This window comes from Ramlibacter albus, from assembly GCF_014297445.1.
In the GTDB taxonomy this organism is placed as follows: domain Bacteria; phylum Pseudomonadota; class Gammaproteobacteria; order Burkholderiales; family Burkholderiaceae_C; genus Ramlibacter; species Ramlibacter albus.
This window is the reverse complement of the sequence record NZ_JACORU010000003.1, coordinates 460,340-480,285: the sequence shown is the minus strand read 5'-3', so window position 1 is coordinate 480,285 and position 19,946 is coordinate 460,340. Positions and strand designations below refer to the sequence as shown.

20 protein-coding genes are annotated in these 19,946 nt (G+C 65.0%); 14 read left to right on the top strand and 6 right to left on the bottom strand.

Translation table 11 applies throughout. From position 1 onward, the window contains the following. Nucleotides 1-112: 112 nt before the first annotated feature. Nucleotides 113-1,318 carry a DNA/RNA helicase domain-containing protein gene (locus H8R02_RS11730; RefSeq protein ID WP_187081574.1) on the bottom strand — a complete coding sequence of 402 codons (1,206 nt, stop codon included), beginning with the start codon at nucleotides 1,316-1,318 and terminating at the stop codon, nucleotides 113-115. A 94-nt stretch (nucleotides 1,319-1,412) separates the two neighbouring features. After that, nucleotides 1,413-1,766: a nucleotide pyrophosphohydrolase gene (locus H8R02_RS11725; protein ID WP_187081573.1), complete on the bottom strand. Its 354-nt coding sequence runs from the start codon at nucleotides 1,764-1,766 to the stop codon at nucleotides 1,413-1,415. A gap of 128 nt (nucleotides 1,767-1,894) precedes the next feature. Between H8R02_RS11725 and H8R02_RS11720 the strand changes: the two genes are divergently transcribed. The 9 genes from H8R02_RS11720 (at nucleotide 1,895) to H8R02_RS11680 (ending at nucleotide 12,491) form a co-directional block, all read left to right on the top strand. Beyond that, the gene (locus H8R02_RS11720) at nucleotides 1,895-2,356 is read left to right on the top strand and encodes a hypothetical protein (RefSeq protein ID WP_187081572.1); all 462 of its coding nucleotides are present in this window, start codon (nucleotides 1,895-1,897) and stop codon (nucleotides 2,354-2,356) included. A gap of 111 nt (nucleotides 2,357-2,467) precedes the next feature. Further along, nucleotides 2,468-3,790 (top strand): S8 family serine peptidase, encoded by a 1,323-nt coding sequence (locus H8R02_RS11715; RefSeq protein ID WP_187081571.1) that lies wholly within the window; start codon nucleotides 2,468-2,470, stop codon nucleotides 3,788-3,790. A gap of 116 nt (nucleotides 3,791-3,906) precedes the next feature. After that, nucleotides 3,907-4,632, top strand: coding sequence for a hypothetical protein (locus H8R02_RS11710; RefSeq protein ID WP_187081570.1), 726 nt, complete (start codon nucleotides 3,907-3,909; stop codon nucleotides 4,630-4,632). Nucleotides 4,633-4,781: 149 nt separating this feature from the next. After that, nucleotides 4,782-9,410: an RHS repeat-associated core domain-containing protein gene (locus tag H8R02_RS11705; RefSeq protein ID WP_187081569.1), complete on the top strand. Its 4,629-nt coding sequence runs from the start codon at nucleotides 4,782-4,784 to the stop codon at nucleotides 9,408-9,410. Continuing rightward, nucleotides 9,398-9,664 carry a hypothetical protein gene (locus H8R02_RS11700; protein ID WP_187081613.1) on the top strand — a complete coding sequence of 89 codons (267 nt, stop codon included), beginning with the start codon at nucleotides 9,398-9,400 and terminating at the stop codon, nucleotides 9,662-9,664. The genes H8R02_RS11705 and H8R02_RS11700 overlap by 13 nt, the downstream gene beginning before the upstream one ends. A 314-nt stretch (nucleotides 9,665-9,978) precedes the next feature. Then, a complete protein-coding gene (locus tag H8R02_RS11695; RefSeq protein WP_187081568.1) occupies nucleotides 9,979-10,338 on the top strand; it encodes a hypothetical protein in 360 nt (119 codons plus the stop codon). A 54-nt stretch (nucleotides 10,339-10,392) separates the two neighbouring features. Beyond that, on the top strand, nucleotides 10,393-11,493 hold the full coding sequence (locus tag H8R02_RS11690) for an ImmA/IrrE family metallo-endopeptidase (RefSeq protein WP_187081567.1): 1,101 nt from the start codon (nucleotides 10,393-10,395) through the stop codon (nucleotides 11,491-11,493). 9 nt (nucleotides 11,494-11,502) lie between these two features. Beyond that, nucleotides 11,503-11,895, top strand: a complete 393-nt coding sequence (locus H8R02_RS11685; RefSeq protein ID WP_187081566.1) for a PX domain-containing protein — start codon at nucleotides 11,503-11,505, stop codon at nucleotides 11,893-11,895. A 176-nt stretch (nucleotides 11,896-12,071) separates the two neighbouring features. Next, nucleotides 12,072-12,491 carry a hypothetical protein gene (locus H8R02_RS11680; RefSeq protein WP_187081565.1) on the top strand — a complete coding sequence of 140 codons (420 nt, stop codon included), beginning with the start codon at nucleotides 12,072-12,074 and terminating at the stop codon, nucleotides 12,489-12,491. A 15-nt stretch (nucleotides 12,492-12,506) separates the two neighbouring features. On the opposite strand, the gene H8R02_RS11675 is transcribed toward H8R02_RS11680, so the two are convergent. Beyond that, the gene (locus H8R02_RS11675; RefSeq protein WP_187081564.1) at nucleotides 12,507-13,640 is read right to left on the bottom strand and encodes an IQM protein middle domain-containing protein; all 1,134 of its coding nucleotides are present in this window, start codon (nucleotides 13,638-13,640) and stop codon (nucleotides 12,507-12,509) included. Between the two features lie 140 nt (nucleotides 13,641-13,780). Between H8R02_RS11675 and H8R02_RS11670 the strand changes: the two genes are divergently transcribed. After that, nucleotides 13,781-14,776, top strand: coding sequence for an ABC transporter substrate-binding protein (locus H8R02_RS11670; RefSeq protein ID WP_187081563.1), 996 nt, complete (start codon nucleotides 13,781-13,783; stop codon nucleotides 14,774-14,776). Beyond that, complete coding sequence (locus H8R02_RS11665; protein ID WP_187081562.1) at nucleotides 14,773-15,402, top strand: hypothetical protein; 630 nt, start codon at nucleotides 14,773-14,775, stop codon at nucleotides 15,400-15,402. The genes H8R02_RS11670 and H8R02_RS11665 overlap by 4 nt, the downstream gene beginning before the upstream one ends. A gap of 4 nt (nucleotides 15,403-15,406) precedes the next feature. Here the strand turns inward: H8R02_RS11665 and H8R02_RS11660 are convergent, their stop codons facing one another. Further along, on the bottom strand, nucleotides 15,407-16,363 hold the full coding sequence (locus H8R02_RS11660) for a GlxA family transcriptional regulator (RefSeq protein WP_187081561.1): 957 nt from the start codon (nucleotides 16,361-16,363) through the stop codon (nucleotides 15,407-15,409). Between the two features lie 122 nt (nucleotides 16,364-16,485). Here H8R02_RS11660 and H8R02_RS11655 point away from each other — a divergent pair, with 122 nt between their 5' ends. Together H8R02_RS11655 and H8R02_RS11650 are read left to right on the top strand one after the other, a co-directional pair. Beyond that, nucleotides 16,486-17,121 carry a cysteine hydrolase family protein gene (locus H8R02_RS11655; protein ID WP_187081560.1) on the top strand — a complete coding sequence of 212 codons (636 nt, stop codon included), beginning with the start codon at nucleotides 16,486-16,488 and terminating at the stop codon, nucleotides 17,119-17,121. Nucleotides 17,122-17,226: 105 nt separating this feature from the next. Next, nucleotides 17,227-18,165 carry an ABC transporter substrate-binding protein gene (locus tag H8R02_RS11650; protein ID WP_187081559.1) on the top strand — a complete coding sequence of 313 codons (939 nt, stop codon included), beginning with the start codon at nucleotides 17,227-17,229 and terminating at the stop codon, nucleotides 18,163-18,165. Between the two features lie 27 nt (nucleotides 18,166-18,192). Here the strand turns inward: H8R02_RS11650 and H8R02_RS11645 are convergent, their stop codons facing one another. Beyond that, the gene (locus tag H8R02_RS11645; protein ID WP_187081558.1) at nucleotides 18,193-19,104 is read right to left on the bottom strand and encodes a glutaminase; all 912 of its coding nucleotides are present in this window, start codon (nucleotides 19,102-19,104) and stop codon (nucleotides 18,193-18,195) included. A gap of 71 nt (nucleotides 19,105-19,175) precedes the next feature. On the opposite strand from H8R02_RS11645, the gene H8R02_RS11640 reads away from it, so the two are divergent. After that, nucleotides 19,176-19,409: a dodecin family protein gene (locus tag H8R02_RS11640; RefSeq protein ID WP_187081557.1), complete on the top strand. Its 234-nt coding sequence runs from the start codon at nucleotides 19,176-19,178 to the stop codon at nucleotides 19,407-19,409. Between the two features lie 32 nt (nucleotides 19,410-19,441). On the opposite strand, the gene H8R02_RS11635 is transcribed toward H8R02_RS11640, so the two are convergent. Next, the gene (locus tag H8R02_RS11635; RefSeq protein WP_187081556.1) at nucleotides 19,442-19,921 is read right to left on the bottom strand and encodes a hypothetical protein; all 480 of its coding nucleotides are present in this window, start codon (nucleotides 19,919-19,921) and stop codon (nucleotides 19,442-19,444) included. Between the last annotated feature and the right edge of the window lie 25 nt (nucleotides 19,922-19,946).

Here is a 19,946-nt window from a genome sequence, read left to right as displayed (position 1 = left end):
TCGCGCTTGGTCGGGCGGCGGAACTGCTCGAAGCCCTTGTCGGCGGCCATGGCGAGGGTCTGTTGCTTCATGCTCCGATCAACGCATCAGCCGTGCTCGTGGTGGACCTTTTTCAGCGTTGCCCTAGGTCCGAGCTCCCAACTTCCCCGGGCCGCACGACCTGGCGATCGTCGATGAAAAACACCGAGACCCGTGCCGAGTACACAAGCTCGTCAATCTGCGGCAGACCTGACCAATCAGCGGCCTTCATGAATCGATCCTTACTCGTCTCTCGCAGCCGGTGTGCCTCGTCGAGCACGAGCACATCGAAGTGATTGGGGGGCAGCGAGCCCTTCTTGTTGACGTTGAAGTACCCGAACTGCGTGCCAGCACGTGTCCCCACCACCCGCCGCATGTTCTCCGTGAACGTCTTTGAGCCGGTGAGATGCATGGTGTTTAGGCCCATTGCAGAAAGGCGGCCGAGGAGATGCAAAGCAATCACCGACTTCCCGGTGCCGGGCCCCCCGTGCACGAGAACGACCGTCTTCTTCAACTTGGAGGCTTTGGCGCCCTCGCGCGCTTCGGCCAATACCTTGGCAAGAACCACTTGCTGCTCGTCCAACAGCACATAGGACTTCTGGTCCTGGATGACCGCGGCAGTGTGCTCAAGTAACTTCTTGCTGGGCGCGAACCTGCTCACGAGAACCTGGTCGAGTACTCGCTCGCCCTCGCCGCCACGCAGGCGGCTGGCCAAGTAGTCAATCAGGTCACTGGATTGGTCGCCGGCATAAGCGGGATACTTCTTCAGCAATCCGGCGTGGCGAGGCGAGTAAATCTCGTTGCTGTCACTGAACGAGATGTTGTGCAAGTAGGCGCACGAGCTGATGTCGACGTCTCCGCTCGAAAACACGGAATGCATGTCGCGCAGGTATTGCTCGTACTGGCCCACCTGTTGAGACGGATGGAGGACGTCACGCTTCCTGCCGGCCACCCATGTCGTCACGCAACCGTCCGCATTCGACTCCTCGACTTCGCTCCACTGCTTCAGTTCGACGACAACCGAGTTCGCCTTGCCCGCCGTGTCATGGCCCGTGATCATGCAATCGAGCCGCTTGCTCGAAAGCGGGAGTTGGTACTCAAGGAGGATCCCGTGGTCTTCGAACGCACCCTTCTCGAGAACCGAAGCCATCCGGAACAGCGAGTTCTGCCAAGACTGGACTTCGTGGGGCGAAGGCTTGAAGTGAAAGGCGTCGACGAACGCCTGCTGCAGCCTTCCGGCGATCGCGTTGCGCGTTGTCTGGGAAACGAAGTCGGTGGAACTACCCGCGTACAGCTGCATACTGCCCCTCGTGCGGTGATGATATCTCGCACGAGTCGAGGAGCCAATCGCGAAGGGGAGGGGTAGCACCCTTCTCCTCCAGGTAGATGAGGCGCTAGAGCTCCGTGTACTTCTTGCTTGTGCCTCTTGCCTTGTCGGCCGGATAGCGCTGTTCGTTCTCGGCCATCTTGTCGCGCATCGCTTTAGCGAGGTCGATGCCTTGGTCATGCGCGATCAGCAGCGCCCAATAGACCACATCCGCCAGTTCATCCGCAATCTCCTTCTTGCGCTCACTGGCAACCGCCTCCACCTCCACCCCATTCTTCCACTGGAAGATCTCCAGCAACTCCGTCGCCTCCAGCACCAGCGACAACGCGCAGTCCTTCGGGTTGTGGAACTGCTTCCAGTCGCGCGCGTCGCGGAAGGCCACGACCTTCGCGGTGAGTTCTTGCAGGGATGAGGAGGACATGCCGCAATGGTACGGCGCCTCGATGCCGGCGCCAGATACCAGAGCTCGCGTTCCGGCGCAACTATCCGCCGGTCCAATTGCCGCCATGGACGAGCAGCCGTTAGTCTCCGCCGCCACGGAGGAGCGAAATGCTGACGACACGTTACGCAGCGGCAACCCTGCTGCTTGGCACCCTGGCCGCATGTGGCGGTGGTGCCGAAGAACCGGCCACGCCCAGGCCCCTCGAGTTTTCCGTTCTGGATAGCTCCGACAACGGCAACATCCGCGCCGCGCGGTTCGCCATGGCGAAGAGCGACGTGGAGTGGAAGTCGCTCTGGTCCGAGTACAAGGGCGCGTACGCCAAACCCGCACCGGCGGTGGACTTCCATTCGCGCATGGTCGTTGGCGTGTTCACGGGCGAGCGGCCTGTGGGTTGCGACGCCGCTGCCATCCGGCGGGTCATCCGCGAAGAAAGCAGCATCCGGGTCGAATACGCACTCGTTGCGCCTCCCGCTCAAACTGCGTGTGGAGGTGCATTCACCGCCCCGGCCGTCGTCGCCGAAGTCCCTCACTCGGACCTTCCCGTCTCTTTCACGAAGGTCCCGCAGTAACCCACAGGCCGCTCGCGGCCTGCCCCGACGCTGCGCACCCGGCAAAGGGCTGCGCCGCGCCTTTACGCCTCGGTAGTCCCCCTCGAAAACCACCAACAACTGGAGGATCTCATGAAGCTGTTCAACTGGATGCATTGCCTTCTCGCCGGCGCGCTGGCACTTGGCATCGGTACCACGCACGCCGCGGCGCCGGCCGGAGCGGAGCTCGTCGAGGGCTCCTACATCGTCACGTTCAAGCCTCCTTCCGAAATCGGGCACACCGTGATACTGCCGCGACAGGCAAGCGACGCCGCACGCGGCTTCGACAACGTGCCGTTTGGCGAGCACGGCACCGGGCAGAGCAAGGTGGCACTCGCGGCAGCCCTGGGCATTCGCGGGCACGTCGCATCCATCTTCCCGACGATCAACGCGGCGCACGTCCTGGTCGATGCGAAGGAAGCAGAGCGGCTCCGCAGGGACCCGCGCGTGCAGCAAGTGGACCAGGCCAAGGTGACCCACGGTCAGGCATTGCAGGCAAACCCCGGTTGGGCGCTCGACCGGCTGGACCAGCCGACCGCTCCCTTGAACGGGCAGTACGCATACAACGCCGACGGGGCGGGGCGCCTCATCTTCGTGCTGGATAGTGGGCTGGACCTGTCCAACGCGCGAGTCGCGGCCGAGTTCGGCGGTCGCGCCATGATGTTCGCGGACTTGACCGGCGGCGACGGCAGGGACTGCAACGGCCATGGCACGCAGGTGGCCAGCGCGGCGGCGGGCAGCACTTACGGCATCGCGAAGGGCGCGATCGTGCGCGCAGTCAAGATCATGACGGGCTGCGGCACCGCATCGGACACACCGCAGTGGGTCAAGGCCATCGACTGGCTAACTGCCTACGCACCCCGAGGGACCGTGGTCAACCTCAGCTCTGGGCTCTACGCACGCGACGCGAACAAGAACATCGTCTGCGGCGCCTACACGGACGATGCCGTGGAGAACTCGATTCGCAAGGCATACAACGCCGGCATCATCGTCGTCGTCTCAGCGATGAACGACGGTTGCAACGCCGCCTACTACACGCCTACACGGATGGCAGAGGCCTTCGTGGTCGGCGCCACAGACAGCTCGCTGTTGCCGAGCGGCAAGGACGCGAGGGCTTGGTTCTCGCGCTACGGCACCACCATTTCGACGTTCAGCCCCGGCACCAATGTCGCCGTCATGAATTTCGATGGCACGCCGGTCTTGCGGTCTGGAACATCGTTCGCCGCACCGTACATGGCGGGCATCTTCGCTGCAGGCTGCCAGGTGTTGGGGACCTACTGCAACACCATGCCGAACTCCGGGTCCATCTTCAACCTGCTCAAGGGGACGGGGACGATGAACACGGTCGTGGAGCCGAATGGCGGGCCGCTGCCGGGTGGGTCGCCTTCGAGGTTCATTTCGAGAGGCGTTTGGTAGTTGAGCCGCCCCCGAGGAAGAACATGCGAGCACATCGCTGTGCGGCAGCAGCGCTGCTGCTCCTGAATCTCAGCTCCTGTGGCGGAGGCGGGGATGGCTTGGCCGCACCGAGGCCTTTGGACTTCTCGATCGTGGACAGCTCGGCCTACGGCTCAATTGGGAATATCCGCAAACCGGACTTCACCACATCGAGGACCGATGCCGAGTGGCGCGCATTGTGGGCCGAATACAAGGGCAGCGACGGCAAACCCGTTCCAACCATCGACTTCCAGTCGCTTATGGTTGTCGGTATCTTCGGTGGCGAAAAATCCGTTGGTTGCACCATCGCCGAGGTCAAGCGGGTCGTCCAAGAGGAAGCCGCAGTCCGGGTGGAATACACGGAGGGCGTTTCGCCTGGCGTGGCATCGCGCCGATTTGCGTGCGGGGCATCTTCTGCGAGGCCCGCGGTTGTAGCAGCCATTCCGCGCTCACCACTTCCTGTTTGGTTCCTGAAAGTCGACCAACCACCCCCGCCACCAACGGCCGCCGCAAGTCCGACGTACATCGAAAACTCCTACATCGTCACGTTCAAGCCTTCGAGCGGGTCGTACAAGTCTCCCATCTGGCCTCCTGTTGAAGGCAGGCCACGCGGCTTCGACAACGGCGTCCCGTTCGGCGAGCCCAGCACGGGGCAGAGCAAGGCAGCTCTCGCCGTCGAACTCGGTATTCGCGGCGATGTCGTCTACATCCTCGAGGCGATCAATGGCGCGGTGCTGAGCATCGATGCAGCGGACGCCGAGCGCCTGCGCAAGGACCCGCGCGTGCTCAGCGTGGACCAGAACGCGCTCGGTTCCGGCGCTTGAGCGCCAAACGTTCGCGGTACTTCCCCCAACACCATTAACAACACGAAGAAGCTTCAAGTGAAACCATTCAATTGGGTCCTCCTCATTGCGTCGACCGGCGCCCCGGTGCCGGCGGGCACCCCATCGCGTTTCATCTCAAGGGGCGCTTGGTGACTCGCGCGCGCCTGCAACACCTCTTCGCCGCCGCGTGCCTGCTGCCTGCAGCCGCCTGGGCCGACTACTGGATCGACGCCGTGCAGTACTGGGAGAGCACCTTCCACGGCAGCGACGAACACCACATTGGCTACGACTCCGCCGTGGCCGCGGCGCAAGCCGGCGTCAAGGACTGGTGCGTCTACAGCGGCGAGCCGTCCACCACCTGCTACTTCGTCGGGCTGGACGCCAGCAACAACATCATGGTCCACACCCGCCTCGGCTCGTGGACCCAGGGCTACGTGTACCAGTACTACGCCTGCCCCACCGGCGGCCAGGGCGGCATGGTCAACGGCAAGTCGACGCCGGTGTGCTGGTTCTGGGGCGTGAACCCGCCGGCTCCACCGCCGCCCCCACCACCGCCGCCCGCGCCCTTTCCCCCCGAAGGCTGCGCGGCCGGCGCCAACGGGTTTTTCGCGTGCCCGGGCTCCACACCTATCACCACACCGCCTCCGGTCAACACACCGCTGCAAAACCTGGGCGACCCCAAGCCGCCACCGGTGGCGGCGGACCCGCGTGGCATCGCTGACTCGGGCGAGGGCTCCACACCCGGCGACTTCGGCATCGAGCAGTCCTCGATGTGCCCCGCCAATGCAGTTGGCAACCCCATCAACATCGCCACCGGCAACAAGTACCAGCAGGAGCTGGACTACGCGGACCGCAGCTTCGTGTTCGCGCGCCACTACAACTCGGGGCTCAAGGCTTGGACGCACAGCTACTCCATGCGCGTGTGGTCGTACCCCGCCAGCGGCACAGCCGTCGTGGTGCGCCCGGACGGCAAGACGCTGGTGTTCACGGGCACCGGCAGCGGCGAATGGCAGTCCAACGCCACCGTCACCGAACGCTTGTTCAGCGTTGCCTCACCTGCGGGCGCAGCGTGGAAGCTCGTCACGGGCGACGACACAGTGGAGCTGTACACCAGCGACGGCCTGCCGCTGGAGCTGGCCAGCCGCGGCAACCGGCGCCTGCGCATGCAATACGCGGCCGGCCAGTTGAAAGCCGTGGTGGACGATTTCGGGCGGCAGCTGCAGTTCGCGTACGACGCGCAGTCGCGCATAGCCGCCATCACGCCGCCGGACGCGCAGCCCGTGCGCTACGAGTACAACGGCAACGGCTTCCTGGCCAAGGCCAGCTATGCCGATAGCACGAGCCGGCAGTACGTCTACGAGGACAGCCGGTACAAGTACGCGCTGACTGGCCTCGTCGACGAAACTGGCACGCGGCTTGCCACTTGGGCATACGACGATCGCTCGCGAGCAGTGAAGAGCGAGCATGCCGGCGGCGCAATGGCCCACGCCATCTCGTACGACCCTTCGGGCTTGCTCGTGCAGGTGACCAACCCACTCGGCGCGCAGCGCTTGCTGCAGCGGCAAAGCATCGGCGGCAAGTTGCTGTTCGCGGGCGGCTCGGCGCCGTGCGCAGGCTGCAGCGGCGACGCCGCGGCCAAGGCCTTCGACGCGCGTGGCAGCACCATCGAGCACAAGGACTTCGCGGGCGTATCCACGCGCTACCAGTACGACGCACGCGGCCTGCCGGTGGCCATCGTCCGCGCGGCGGGGCAGCCGGGCGAGCGCACCACGGCCATCCAGTGGCACCCCACGCTGAGCGTGCCCGTCGGCATCACAGAGGAGGGGCGCACCTCGTCCTTCATCTACGACAGCGCGGGCAGCCTTCTGGAGCGCACGGTCGTCGACACCGCGACGGGCGAGTCGCGCACGTGGCGGTGGACGTACGGCAATGCAGGGCTGGTTGAAACGGCGGTGGACCCGAAGGGGCGCACCTGGCGCATCGGGTACGACAGCTTGGGCAACAGGGCCAGCATCACCAACCCGAAAGGGGAAACCACCACATACACGCACGATGCCGCAGGGCGCGTGCTGAGCGAAACGCGCCCCAACGGTTTGCGCACGGACTACGCGTATGACCTGCGCGGCCGCCTGCTGCGTGAAACCCGGCAAGGCGAGGCGACTTCCTATTCGTACACACCTGCAGGCCTGCTCGCCAGTGTCACGCTGCCCACCGGCTACTCGGTCAACTACGCGTACAACGCCGCGCAGCAGTTGGTGGGCGCCGCGGACAACCGGGGCGCCTCTGTCGTCATCGGCGTGGATGCGGCCGGCAACCCGGTACGGCACGAGGTGCGCGACGCGGGTGGCAACATCGCCGCAGCCACGTACCGCGCGTTCAACAGCCTCGGCCAACTAACCGCAGTGCAGGGCGCGGCCGGCCACGCCACGCGCTTCGAGCACGACGCCAATGGCGAACTGGCCGCGGTCGTCGACCCGCTCAACCAACGCACGCAACATGCGCTCGACGCGCTGCGGCGGCCGGCGGGCACAACGCTCGCCGACGGCAGCACCACTTCGCAGACGTGGGGCAAATTGGGGCAACTGGCCGGCGTCGTCGACCCGAAGGGCGTTGGTACGGGGTTCACGTACAACGCCTTCCTCGAAGTGCTTTCGGAAAGCAGCCCGGACATCGGCGCCCTGAAGTACACGCGCGATGCAGCCGGTGACGTGGTCACCAGTGAAGACGCGAAGCACCAGGTCACGCGCTACGAACGGGATGCGTTGGGGCGGCCTGTGCTGGTGCGTTGGCACGACGGGACGACCACGAGCTTGAGCTACGACTCGCTCGGCAAGTTGGCGGCGCACCAGGACCCGTCCGGCTCCACCACGTACACGCGCGACCTGCAGGGCCGCACGCTCGTGATGGAGCAGGCTGTTGCGGACAACACCGCCAGCCCCAGCAAGTACCGCGTTGCTTACGAGTACGCCAACGGCGAGCTCGCAACGATCACTTTCCCAAGCGGCATGAAGGTGCAGTATGTCCGCACGCTTGGCCGCGTCACGCAGATCAACGTGGCAGCGGGCCGTTCCGGCCCGGTGCCGTTCGTCTCCAACATCGGCTACACCGCACTGGGGCAGCCGAAGCAGTGGCTGTGGAGCAATGGGGACAACGCCAGCCGCAGCTTTGATGCGGACGGGCGCATCATCGGCAACGAGTTTGCCTCGTACTCGTACAACGCCTTGGGCCAGATCACCGGCGTGACGCAGCACTTGTGGTCGCAGGCGGGCAGGGCTGCGCCGATGCGAACTGCGGTCACGTGGTCGGCTGCCTACGACAGCAGGGGGCGCCTGACCAGTTTCACTCGCGCAGGTGCGGGCAGCACGTTCGAGTACGACGCGAACGGGAACAGGCTTGCGTCCCGCGAGACGGCTTCGGGGGCTGTGGATCTTGAAGGCCAGTTCACCACGGATGCCGCCTCGCAGACTGTGGCGCAGAGTCTTCGTGTCGAAGCTTCGAGCAACCGGCTGCTGGGCGTCACGCAGCAGACCACCACCGTCAGTGGTACATCGACCAGCACCGTCACGGCGTCGGCGAGCTTCGCGCCCGACGAGAACGGCGCGCAGACGACGGATGGCCTGCGCACCTTCGTGTACGACGCCACCGGGCGCATGTCGAAGGCGGAGATCATTCGCGGCGGTGAGGCTGCCAGCGTCATCTACCTGACCAATGCGTTGGGGCAACGCGTCTTCAAGAGCGAGCCGCAGGTGGAGCAGCTCGCGCCGAGCGAGAAGACGCTGAGCCGGGACTTCGTGTCGTGGTTGAAGACGAATTTCAGTTGGTTGTTCGGCAAGGGTGGTTCGCGTTCGCTGTTGGGGACGGCCTATGTCTATAACGATGCGCGAAACTTGATCGGTGAGTACGACAACGGCACTTCGACTGCGAGGGGGGCTGTGGAGTACATCTACTTGCCGGTTGAGGGCGGGCGCCCTGTCCTCGTTGGCATGTACCGCGGCGGTGTGCTGTACGCGATCCACACTGACCAAATCGGCACACCTCGTGTGGTGACCGACCCCTCCAAGAACCCTGTGTGGCAATGGACGTATAGCGCGTTCGGCAACAACAAGCCGACGGGGATCCTCAGCGCGTCCTCCGCCGCGCTGAAGGCGACTCCGCCGGCTGTCGAGCTCAACAAGCGTTTCGACGGGCAGTACTACGACGCCGAGACGGGGCTCTTCTACAACGACCAGCGCACCTACTGCCCGGGCTGCGGTCGCTTTATGCAGCCGGATCCCCTGGGTCTCCATGCAGGCTGGAACAGGATCACCTACGTAGGTGGGAATCCCCTCAGCTTCATTGATCCCTTCGGGTTGAGAACTGGCGTGACAATTTGGCAGCCGGTTGGTTGGGGTGAGTCCTCCTTCGGTCACGTATCCGTCGACATCAATGGGACAACGTTCTCGTTTGGCCCCGGAGGAATGACGAAGATGCCGACGTCGGAATACACCTCAAAAAATGACTTTCGATCGGGCACGGAGCTAGAACTGCCCCTGACGCCACAGCAAGAAGCTGCGTTGCAGCAGTGCCTCTCGAGGCCGCAAGGAGACTACAACGTGGCGTCCAACAATTGCGGGAGCCCAGTGCAACGCTGCCTGAGCGCTTTGGGAGTTAATACCGGTAATCAGACGTTGCCGGCATCTTTGGGTAACAAGCTGATTGAAATGGGGCTGGTCAAGGGTATAAAGGAATACCCTCAGTCAAAACCCAGCACAGGAACGAGTGCACCATGGGCAAGATAAAGCGCGTACTCACGATCCCCGCGGCACTGGCCGTACTGGCGGTGATGTATCTCGTCGTCCGCATCGGTGCCAGCGCTATGCAAGGCTATTCGTGGCAAGAGATGGATTGGCAGCAGCGCGGCACCACATCGATCGCGGATTTCTTCAAGGCGAGCGACATTGGAAAACGCGACGTGGCGAAGGCAGGCAAGGACTGCGTGGAGTACTACGCTTACAAGGATGGTTTGCCAGTGAAGACAGTTTGTCCCAGGTGAGAGCTTAGTTTGGGCGCGTCGATCGCAGCGAGCCTGCGGTGAAAGGCAGGCACTACGCGCGAGGTGCCTTGGTCATCAGCAGCTTCACTGAACAATGCAGTTTCGGAGATCGCGGATTGGCAGTCACTAATGAACAGGCGGTTCATGCGCGCAATTGGGGAGGAGTCAGGTCGACTTACACAGCCGTCTTCCGAGGCCTCACCAGCTGGCTGCGTACAGCAGCCCTCCTGCTCCCTTTCCTCACCACCCTCGCTCGCGCCGACCCACCCCAGATCGACTTCGTCTACTTCGGCGACAACGACTGCCCGCCGTGCATGTACTGGCGCGCCACCGAACTCCCCAAGCTCAAGAAGCTCCCCGAGTTCGCCCAGATGCGGTTCACGCACGTCATCAAGCCGATACGCGCCACCGTCCCCGCCGCCGACGCCTTTCCCCCGCAGATTCGCCACCTGCAGCCGGTGCTCGCACAAGCAGCGAACGGCGTCACCGGCTCACCCCAGCTCGCGATCCTGGCCGACGGCAAGCTGGTCGACTACTGGATCGGGATCTCCACATCCAGGAGCGACGCATCCGACATCGCCGCCACCGTTCGTGCACTCATGGCCGGTGAGCCTGCGCCCCGCGCCACGTGCAAGAAGCTGGCGTCCTCTACGGCATGCCTCACACCCGGGTAGCCTGGAGCTATAATAATCCCGCAAATCTCACATTTGCGGGATTAATAGGTGCCCATGCACAACTTGCAACGGCAACGGCTGAGGTTGCTCCGAGAGAAGCGCGGCCTTTCGCAGGACGCGCTGGCTGCGGCCATGGAGTTGCCCGATCGGCAAGCGCTTTCAGACATTGAGAACGGCGCCCGCGAGGTGAGTCCTGAGGAACTTGCCAGGGCCGCGAAGGCACTCGGCACGACGGTTTTTGCGATTGCGGACCCGCTGCAATTGGTAGGCGAAGGGGTGTTCAGTTGGCGCCAGAAAAACGTGCCGCGCCACGAGCTCGATGCCTATGAAGAACAGGCCGGCCGCTGGATTGCTGCGTTTCGCTATCTAAGCCAAAAGAAGGGCGACCCCGTCAACTCAGGAGTGCGCCAGATCGACCTTGACCATCGCAGCACATTCGAAGATGCGCAGAGTCAGGGTGAAAGCATCGCGAAGTTGATGAATCTCGGCGAGATTCCCGCTCAGACTCTTTCGCAGGCGCTCGAGAACCTTCTCGACACCGTGGTTCTTTACGTCGATGCCATTCCCGGCGTATCGGGGGCTGCCTGTCGTGTCGGTGCGCTCAACACCATTCTTGTCAATCGCAATGAGCCCCCCGGGCGCCGTGCGTTCGACCTCGCGCACGAGTTCTTCCACCTTCTGACCTGGCATTCAATGCCTCCGCACCACATCGATGAAGCGGGCAGAGGGGACTACAAGTACAAGCGGATCGAGCAATTGGCTGACAACTTCGCCGCTGGCTTGTTGATGCCTGCGGCAACGATCCAACAGATCGTCGAGCACCATCCGCTTCCAAAGGAGGCCGAGCTCGCTGCATGGATCGCAGCCGCGGCACGGTACATGTCTGTCAGCCCGCAGGCAATGCTTTGGCGCCTCGTCAACCTGGGCCACGTGTCAAAAGCCGCCGGCGAGCGAGTGAGTCTCGAGAGGGAGCGGTCCGGGCCGGGGGACTCCAAGCCCCCCCTCTTTGGCCGACGCTTCCTGGGCGTGCTGTCGTGGGCCATCGACAAGGGCGAAATTTCCGTTCGACGCGCTGCTGCGCTGACAGGCGTTTCGGTTGATCGTCTCGCATCGATATTCAAGGCCAACGAAGTTGCGTGTCCGTATGAGCTTTGATTGCGCCCCGTGTTTCAGCACCAGTCCATCGTCCTCATCGACACCAATGTCATCATCGAAGCACGGCGCACGGGCGTACTGAGGCCATTGGCCGAGTACTTCACCTTGCATACCGTGGAGACGGTGATCACCGAGACCCAGACAGGCGCTCAAAACCGCGAGGAAAGCGACAACATTTCGGAACCCGAACTGCGCTCGCACTTCGGGACGATCTATGAAGTGTCGGAAGTGGAGCGCGCCGCGTTCGTTGCGAAGGGAGGCGGCATTCTGCTGGACGCCGGCGAGCTTGACTTGCTGGTCTATGCGAGCCAGTTCAGAGCCAGTGCGGTAACACCGAGAAATGTCGCAGCTCAAGACCGACTTGTACCTGGGCAAGCTGTGAACGTTTTCGGCGGGAGCTGATTGGAAGCGGCTAATGAATTCGTAGTTGATGCGCGCGCGGGGAGGGACGCCCCCTAGACTTCAGTCTGGTGCCGCGACCGACCTCCAGGCACTTCTTTCATCGTAGATTCCGCTCCGGCTCCAACAACAACCGGGACGGACCCATGCCCAGCACGCCAAACACCCTCACGCTTTCAATGCTCGCGCTGGACGAGTCCAGGACAAAGTTGGAAGTGTCCCTGGCGGCAGGCGGGTTCACGGGCCGCGCGAGCTGTTTTGTCGATCCGGATTCGATCAGGGCAGCAGCTAAGCGCTTCGCGGTGTTTCCGTTCTCGGTGCACGAGCCCGCCGTCTTCGCGTCCGGCTATCGCGCGGGCAACGCCGGTGCGTTCACGCAAGTGCACATCCAGATATCGGAACGCGTCTTCAGCGCGCCCGACATGGTGGGCCTGAGTGTGTTGCTCGCGCACCCTGTCGACACCGAAGTCGAGGTCGTCCAGGCGAAGCTCGATTGCGTCGTCCCCACCACCCATCAACGCCTGCAGGAGCTGGCCACCGCGCTGACGGCGATGATCACCAAGCCCGACGGAATGCCGCACGTCGTGAACCTGGACTGACGGCGCCTGCTCCTTCTACAAGACCAGGAAGGGCTTGGCCCCGGCGTGGGTGAGGTCCAGGTAGGAGCGCGCCTCGTAGCACTCGATGCCGCTCAGGTGCCCGAGGTTGTTGTACACGCCGATGCCCACGAGCGCCTCGCTGAGGTCGTGCCCGTCCAGCGCCAGCAACTTGATCGCCTGGTGCACCTTGTCCGGCGTGGGCTTGTAGTGGCCGCTGTTGTTCTCGATCCAGCGCAGCTTGCCGGCGATGATGGTCATCATCCCGGCCGACGTCACCTCGCGTCCCGAATTGAACGAGGAATGGTTGAAGAACGCGAAGCCGTCCTCGACCTCGCCCTTCGAGATGAAGAGGTTGCCGTACGAGTCCATCGCGTACATCCAGTGCTCGCGGTCGAACCCTGAAACCCCCAGCCAGTCGTTGGGCATGCGCTCGCGCGCGGGAAAGGGCTTTTGCGTGGTCGAGGCCGGCACGTCGGGGGAGGTGGCGTGGCACAGAAGGCAGTCGTCGTTGAGCACCATCATCTTGTCCAGGCGCTGCGCCTTCTTCAGGTACTGCACCGCGCCGCCGTTCACCAGCTTGTCGAGCTTGATGTAGTCCTTCAGGTCGAGGTCGTGCAGCTTGGTCTTGTTCTTCTTCTTGAGCTCCTTGACGTCGCTGCTGAGCCCGCTGCCGGCAATCGCCCGGGTCTTGCCCGACTTCAGCCAGCTGTCGCGCTCGAGGTTGTAGCCGGGTGACAGGGTCTTGGCATGCCTCAGGCGCTCGCCGCCCTCGAGGCTGCGCACCTTGTGCCGGTCGAACTCCGTCCTCGTCCACAGCTGTGGGTCCATCACCGCGAGCGCGTCGAGGCACTCCTCGGCCACCGCCAGGATCGCCTTCTTGCGGTCGTGCAGGTTCGTGTTCAGGATGGTGGGCTGAAGGAAGCGCTCCTTGTAGAGGCTCTTGCGCTCCTTCTTCTTCAGCCAGTTCTTGCACGCGACGAACAGGTTCGCCGTCAGCTGGATCTTGCCGGCGTCGCTGGCGCCGTTCCACTGCGCTTCGTACGTCACGAATGCCTGGTCGATCTCCTGGATCTTGGAGCCGCGCGCTTCCGGGTCGCCGTCAAGGCCCGTCTTGCCCTTGAAGATCACGAAGCTTGTCTTGATTTTCATTCGTCCCCGCCTCCCGCTCGCGCCGCAACAACGCACATCGAATTCGATCCTGATGTGTGATCTTCTTTCAAGCAATGACTAGCCGAAACCATTTGCAACCAATCGCTACGCGTCGGCAGCGTTGCGGCTACGCTTGAAAGATGCAGAACCCCCCTGCCGCAGGCGCGCGCCGCGCCGTTCTCGCATCGGGCGTTGCACTTGTCCTGGCACGCGCCGGCGATGCCGCCGCGCAGGCCGCACCCGCCGTGCTCGCCGTGCTGGCGACCGCCTCCGAGCACGACGACGCGGGCACTGCCCGCAGTTTCAAGCGCGTGCTGGAAACCTCCGGCATGGTCCAGGGCAAGGACTTCGTGCTGGAGTTCTTCTGGGCCGGTGGCGACTACAAACGCTTTCCCGGGCTCGCGCGCGCTGCCGTTGCCGCAAAGCCTGCGGCCATCCTGGTCACCACGGCGGCCGCCGCACTCGCCGCGAAGCACGCCACCAGCACCATCCCCATCGTGATGTTCGGCATCAACGACCCCGTGGGCAGCGGCCTCGTGGCGAGCTTTGCGCAACCGGGCGGCAACATCACGGGCACGGCCAGCATGACGGAAGACTACGTCGGCAAGCTGCTCGAGCTCACGCGTGAAGCGCTGCCCGGCACGAAGCGCATCGCCGTCCTGCTGAACCCGCTGAACCCTTCCAATCGCCCGATCTTCCGCACGTTCGAGCGCCTGGCCCGCAGGGACGGCATTGCCGCGCAGGCCGTCGAGATCAGCGCGCCCGAGCAGATCGAGCCTGCATTGGCGCAGCTCGCCCGTCGCCGCCCCGACGCGATGATCACGGGGCTGGACAGCAGCCTCACCGCCGCTCGCGCGCACTTCGCCGCGTTCTCGGCGGCGCAGGGCGTGCCCATCGTCAGCGTCGACGGCAACTTCAGCACCTCGGGTGCGCTGGTCACGTACACCGCGGAATATGCGTTGGCCAAGATGGCATCGGTGTATGTCCGCAAGATCCTCGCCGGCGCGCGGCCGCAGGACCTGCCCGTGCAGCAGCCCACCAGCTTCACGCTGGCCGTGAACATGAAGGTGGCGCAGGCGCTGGGCGTGAAGGTGCCGCAGACGTTGCTGGTGCGGGCTACGCGGGTGATCGAGTGAACGCCATTGCCCGCTTCGTCGTCACCCTCGTGGCCGTCGCCTTGCTCGGCGCCATCACGCTGGTTGCGTACAAGGCGGCGAAACCCGGCCAGCAGCGCGTCGAGCTGCTCGACCCCGCGAAGGTCATCATCCTGCGCACGCCCGGCGGCATGCTCGAAGTGGCAACGCTCAAGAAGGTGGAGGAGTTCGGTTGGCAGGCGCGGTACGAATGCCCGCTGATCGACTGCTCGTCCATTCTGCAGCCCACCATCTCGCGCGTGCGCGTTCCCGTGCACTACGTCTACCGCGTCCCGCTCGCCGAGACGTGGGAGCTGCAGCTCAATGGCGATCACTACGAGTTGACGGTGCCCGCCTTGCAGCCGGCCAGCCCGGTCGCATTCGACACGGGCAAGCTCGAGGTCGAGTCGCAGCGCGGCTGGCTCAGCCCCACGCAGGCCAGCAACGAGCGCTCGCTCATGCGCCAACTCGGCCCCGAACTCGATCGCCGAGCGGGGCAGGACGCTTACCTGCGCGCCGTGCAGCCCCATGCCGCGCAAACCGTGCAGGAGTTCGCGCGCAAGTGGATGAAGGAGCAGGGGCGGGCGGAGAAGCTGCCGGTGAGGGTGCAGTTCCGGTATTCGCCTTGAGATTTCAGCTTCTCGCCTCTCGCGCCACGAAGTCCCTGCGATACTGCTGCGGGCTCACGCCCACCAGCTTCCTGAAGTGCCGCCGGCACGGCAACACGCCGCCGAAACCGCACTGCTGCGCCACCTGCTCGACCGACAACGCACTGGCCTCCAGCAGCGCCTGCGCCTTGCGCACGCGCTGCTCGTTCAACCACTGCAGCGGGCTCATGCCCATCTCGTCCTGGAAGCGGCGCGAGAGGGAGCGGGTTGTCAGGCCGGCACGTTCGGCCAGCGCAGTCACGGTCAGCGGCTCGTCCAGGTGCTCGATGGCCCATGTGCACACCGGCCCCAGGTGCCGCGTGCGCGTAGGCGGCATCGGCCGCGCGATCACCTGCGCTTGTGCGCCGTTGCGATGCGGGCTGGCCACGAGCAACTTCGCGACCGAGTTGGCCACGCGCTCGCCGAAGTCGTGCCGCACGATGTGCAGGCACATGTCGATACCGGCCGTCGCACCGGCGGACGTCACCACGTCGCCGTGGTCTACGTACAGCGCGTTCGGGTCCACCTTCACTTTCGGGAAGCGCGCGGAGAATTCCGCCGCCAGCGCCCAGTGCGTGGTGGCAGTGCGGTGGTTCAGCAAGCCCGTCTGCGCGAGGTAGAACGCGCCGGTGCAGATGGATGCGAGCCTAGCGCCACGCGCGTGGGCGCGCAGCACCGCGTCGATCAACTGCGGCGGCGCTGGTGCGCCCACGTCGTCCAGGCCGGGCAGCATCACGGTGTCGGCCTCGTCCAGCGCGTCCAGCCCGCGCGCGGCGCGCACCTCCATGCCGTGGCCTTCGTACACCTGCCCGGCCTCCAGGCCCGCAATGGTGACCTGGTAGCGACTGCGCGTGACGCGCCGGAACACCTGCACGGGCACCATCAAGTCGAAAGCCACGACGCCCGGCGTCGCGACGACCACAACTCGGTGCGGTGTGTCCATGCCCCGTACTTTGCCAGCGGCCGGCCCGCCTTGCACTGGGCGCCGCAATATGTCCGAAATCGATGCTGTCCTGTCCGCCGCCGGCGCGGCGCAAACGCGCTTCGCTTCCTAGACTGGTCCGCATGCAAGCCAAAGCCCTTTCCTACCCGCTCGCGTCGACGGCCGTGCTCTTCGTCGACCCCCTGAACGATTTCATCTCCGAAGGCGGCAAGATGTGGCCGTACCTCAAGGACAACGCGGCGCGGGTCAACCTGCTGCCCAACCTGCGCCGCCTGCAGTCGGCCGCGCGGGCGGCGGGCGTGCGCGTGGGGTTCGTGCCGCACCGCCGCTGGCGCGAGGGCGACTACGAGGGCTGGCGCTTCACCAACTTCACGCACCGCAAGACGGCGGAGCACCGCTTCTTCGCGGCGGGCACGTGGGGCGGCGAGTGGCACCCGGACTTCGTGCCGAAGCCCGGCGACATGGTGTGCAAGGAGCACTGGACGCACAGCGGCTTCGCCAACACCGACCTCGACACGCTGCTCAAGCTGCATGGCGTGAGCCACATCGTGCTGTGCGGCATGCGCACCAACGCCTGCTATGAAGCGACGGCGCGGTATGCGGTGGAGCTGGGCTACCACCTCACGATGGTGAAGGACGCGACGGCGGCTTTCCTGAAGGAGGAGATGGACGCCACGTTCCTCAATGCGGGGCCGTATGCGCACGAGATGGTGGTGACCGAAGACGTGGTGGCTGCCTTCGCCGCCGCGGCTGCGTAGCCGGGTGCGAAACCGCACATTGCCCGTTTCGCCGGCCCGGGTAAGCTCGGGGGCAACATGGACAGGTCGCTGTGCACGAGGCGTGGTGCAGCTTGTGGCGCACTCTTGCTTGCGCTGCATCCGCTTGCCTGCATCGCGCAGGCCGGCCCCGCGCGCATCGAGCTCCTCTACACCGGCTCCGAAAAGGAGGGCGCCCGGGTCGCCGCCGCCTTCCGGTCGCTGCTCCAGGGCGTCGGCCTCGCCGACGGCAAGGACTACGTCCTCGACTACACCTGGGCCGACGGCCACTACGAGCGTTTCCCGGCACTGGCGCAATCGGCAGCTGCCCGCAAGCCGGCGTTGATCCTGGTGACCACGATCGCGTCGGCGCGGGCCGCGCAGCAGGCAACCAGCACCATCCCCATCGTGATGACGGGCCTGAACGACCCGGTCGGCAACCGGCTCGTTGCGAGCTATGCGCAGCCGGGCGGCAACATCACGGGCACGGCGAGCATGTCCGACGACTACATCGGCAAGCTGCTCGAACTGGCGCGCGAGATCATCCCCGGCACGAAGCGCATCGCGGTGCTGGTCAACCCGCTCAATACCTCGAACGGGCCCATCTTCCGCACCTTCGCGCAACTGGCTCGCAGCGCGGGCATCGCCGCGGACATGGTGGAGATCAGTGCGCCCGAGCAGATCGACGCGGCACTCGCGGCGCTGTTGAAGAATCGGCCGGACGCCCTCATCACCGGCCTGGACAGCAGCCACGTCGCGTATCGCGCGCGCTTCGCCCAGTTCGCGTCCACGCATGCGATCCCGATCGTGAGCGTCGACGGCAATTTCTCGGAGTCGGGCGCGGTGGTCACGTACACCGCGCAGGCCGCGCTGGCGCGCATGGCGGTCGTCTACGTGCAGAAGATACTCGCGGGCGCCAAGCCCGCGGACCTTCCCGTGCAGCAGCCCACCAGCTTCGACCTCGTCGTCAACATGCGCGTGGCGCAGGCGCTCAAGCTGAAGGTGCCGCAAACGGTGCTGATGCGGGCGACGAGGCTGATCGAGTAGCCGGCCGCCAGCCGGTCACCATCGGCGTCAGAAGACCGACACCCCCGTGCGCCCCGCGAACATCTCCAGCGCCTTCATCCCCAGCAGCGAATTGCCGCTGTGTTCCAGCGCCGGCGACCACACGCACAGCGTCAGCTTGTCCGGCACCACGGCCACGATGCCGCCACCCACGCCGCTCTTGCACGGCAGGCCGATGCGGAAGGCGAACTCGCCCGCCGCGTCGTACGTGCCGCACGTGAGCATCAACGCGTTGACGCGCCGCGCCTGCTTCTCGGTCAGCACTTGCTCGCCCGAGTACGGGTGCTGGCCGTCGCGGCACAGGTAGCCCGCGGCGCGCGCCAGTTGCAGGCAGCTCATGCGGATCGAGCAGTGGTGGAAGTACGCGTCCAGCACCGGGCCCACGTCGTTGTCGATGCGGCCGAAGCTTTTCATGAAGTTGGCCAGCGCGATGTTGCGAAAGCCCGTTGCCGCCTCCGACGCCGCCACTTCGTCGTCGAAAGCGATCGGCTCGCCGCACAGGCTGGTGAGCAGGCCCAGCATGTGCGCCTTCGCATCGAACAGGCTCACCAGCCTGTCGGTGACGGCAATGGCCCCCGCGTTGATGAAGGGGTTGCGCGGGATCCCTTGCTCCGATTCCAGCTGCACGAGCGAGTTGAATGGGTTGCCCGAAGGCTCGCGCCCGATGCGCTCCCACAGCTTCTCGCCCATTGCCTGCATGCCCAGCGTGAGCGCGAAGAGCTTGCTGATGCTCTGGATGGAAAACGGCGTGGTGCTGTCGCCCGCGTGCGCCTCCTGCCCGTCGCACGTGCGCAGCGCGATGCCGAACTGAGCGGCCGGCACACGCGCCAGCGCCGGGATGTAGGAGGCTACTTGACCGGCCTTTCCCAGCTCGGGGCGCAGCGTGTCGACGATGTCTTCGAGCAGGAGTTGGTAGTCCATGGCGGCTGACAACGTTGAAGCAGCGTTGTAGCATGCGCTTCATCCCTTCAACCACCGACGGAGAGGATCAGATGGCGAAAAAACCAGTCAAGGACGCTGACGAAGGCGTCTACAAGATCGTGGAAGTGGTCGGCACCAGCAAGACCAGCTGGGAAGACGCCGCCAGCAACGCGGTCAAGACGGCGGCCAAGACGCTGCGCGACCTGCGCATCGCCGAGATCACCAAGCTGGACATGAAGGTGGATGGCGGCAAGGTGGTCGCGTACCGCGCCCGCGTGTCGCTGTCGTTCAAGTACGACGGCTGACCGGGGCGGCGCCGCGCCGCCCCTGGGTCTCATCACACCTCCCGCGCCACCCGCCGCCACACGGTGAAGGGGCTCACGGGGTGGACCAGCTGCGGCGCGATGATCCACACCGCGCTGATGAACAGCAGCAGCCCGCGCTGCATCAGCGCGTAAGGCACCAGGAACATCAGCAGCCAGCCGCGCGAGGCGAGGTCCATGTATTGCATCAGGCCGTACAGGCTCGCCCCGACCACGATGCCGAACAGGTAGAACACCGTCCCCTGCATCGACCGCTCGGCGGCGAAGAGCGTGCGCAACGACTCGCGGCTCTTGCCCAGCGAGCGGCCGCGCATGAACAGCAGCGACGTGAAGCCGAAGAACGGCACGACGATCGGCAGGCAGAAAGCCGCCAGCGGCTGGAAGTCGCCGTTCCAGACGTGGTGCGCCACCACGCCGAAGAAGACGGACGCGGCTGCCGCCGAGAGCAGGGCGAGGACGAGGCGCCTGAGTTGGTTGTGGGTGGTGCGTGACATGCCCCGGATGTTCGGGGTTGCCACG

Bases quoted from the DNA above. Each gene is read 5' to 3' on its own strand.
- H8R02_RS11730 (WP_187081574.1), bottom strand. From the start codon at position 1,318: ATGCAGCTGTACGCGGGTAGTTCCACCGACTTCGTTTCCCAGACAACG.
- H8R02_RS11725 (WP_187081573.1), bottom strand. From the start codon at position 1,766: ATGTCCTCCTCATCCCTGCAAGAACTCACCGCGAAGGTCGTGGCCTTC.
- H8R02_RS11720 (WP_187081572.1), top strand. From the start codon at position 1,895: ATGCTGACGACACGTTACGCAGCGGCAACCCTGCTGCTTGGCACCCTG.
- H8R02_RS11715 (WP_187081571.1), top strand. From the start codon at position 2,468: ATGAAGCTGTTCAACTGGATGCATTGCCTTCTCGCCGGCGCGCTGGCA.
- H8R02_RS11700 (WP_187081613.1), top strand. From the start codon at position 9,398: ATGGGCAAGATAAAGCGCGTACTCACGATCCCCGCGGCACTGGCCGTA.
- H8R02_RS11695 (WP_187081568.1), top strand. From the start codon at position 9,979: ATGTACTGGCGCGCCACCGAACTCCCCAAGCTCAAGAAGCTCCCCGAG.
- H8R02_RS11690 (WP_187081567.1), top strand. From the start codon at position 10,393: ATGCACAACTTGCAACGGCAACGGCTGAGGTTGCTCCGAGAGAAGCGC.
- H8R02_RS11680 (WP_187081565.1), top strand. From the start codon at position 12,072: ATGCTCGCGCTGGACGAGTCCAGGACAAAGTTGGAAGTGTCCCTGGCG.
- H8R02_RS11675 (WP_187081564.1), bottom strand. From the start codon at position 13,640: ATGAAAATCAAGACAAGCTTCGTGATCTTCAAGGGCAAGACGGGCCTT.
- H8R02_RS11670 (WP_187081563.1), top strand. From the start codon at position 13,781: ATGCAGAACCCCCCTGCCGCAGGCGCGCGCCGCGCCGTTCTCGCATCG.
- H8R02_RS11660 (WP_187081561.1), bottom strand. From the start codon at position 16,363: ATGGACACACCGCACCGAGTTGTGGTCGTCGCGACGCCGGGCGTCGTG.
- H8R02_RS11655 (WP_187081560.1), top strand. From the start codon at position 16,486: ATGCAAGCCAAAGCCCTTTCCTACCCGCTCGCGTCGACGGCCGTGCTC.
- H8R02_RS11645 (WP_187081558.1), bottom strand. From the start codon at position 19,104: ATGGACTACCAACTCCTGCTCGAAGACATCGTCGACACGCTGCGCCCC.
- H8R02_RS11640 (WP_187081557.1), top strand. From the start codon at position 19,176: ATGGCGAAAAAACCAGTCAAGGACGCTGACGAAGGCGTCTACAAGATC.
- H8R02_RS11635 (WP_187081556.1), bottom strand. From the start codon at position 19,921: ATGTCACGCACCACCCACAACCAACTCAGGCGCCTCGTCCTCGCCCTG.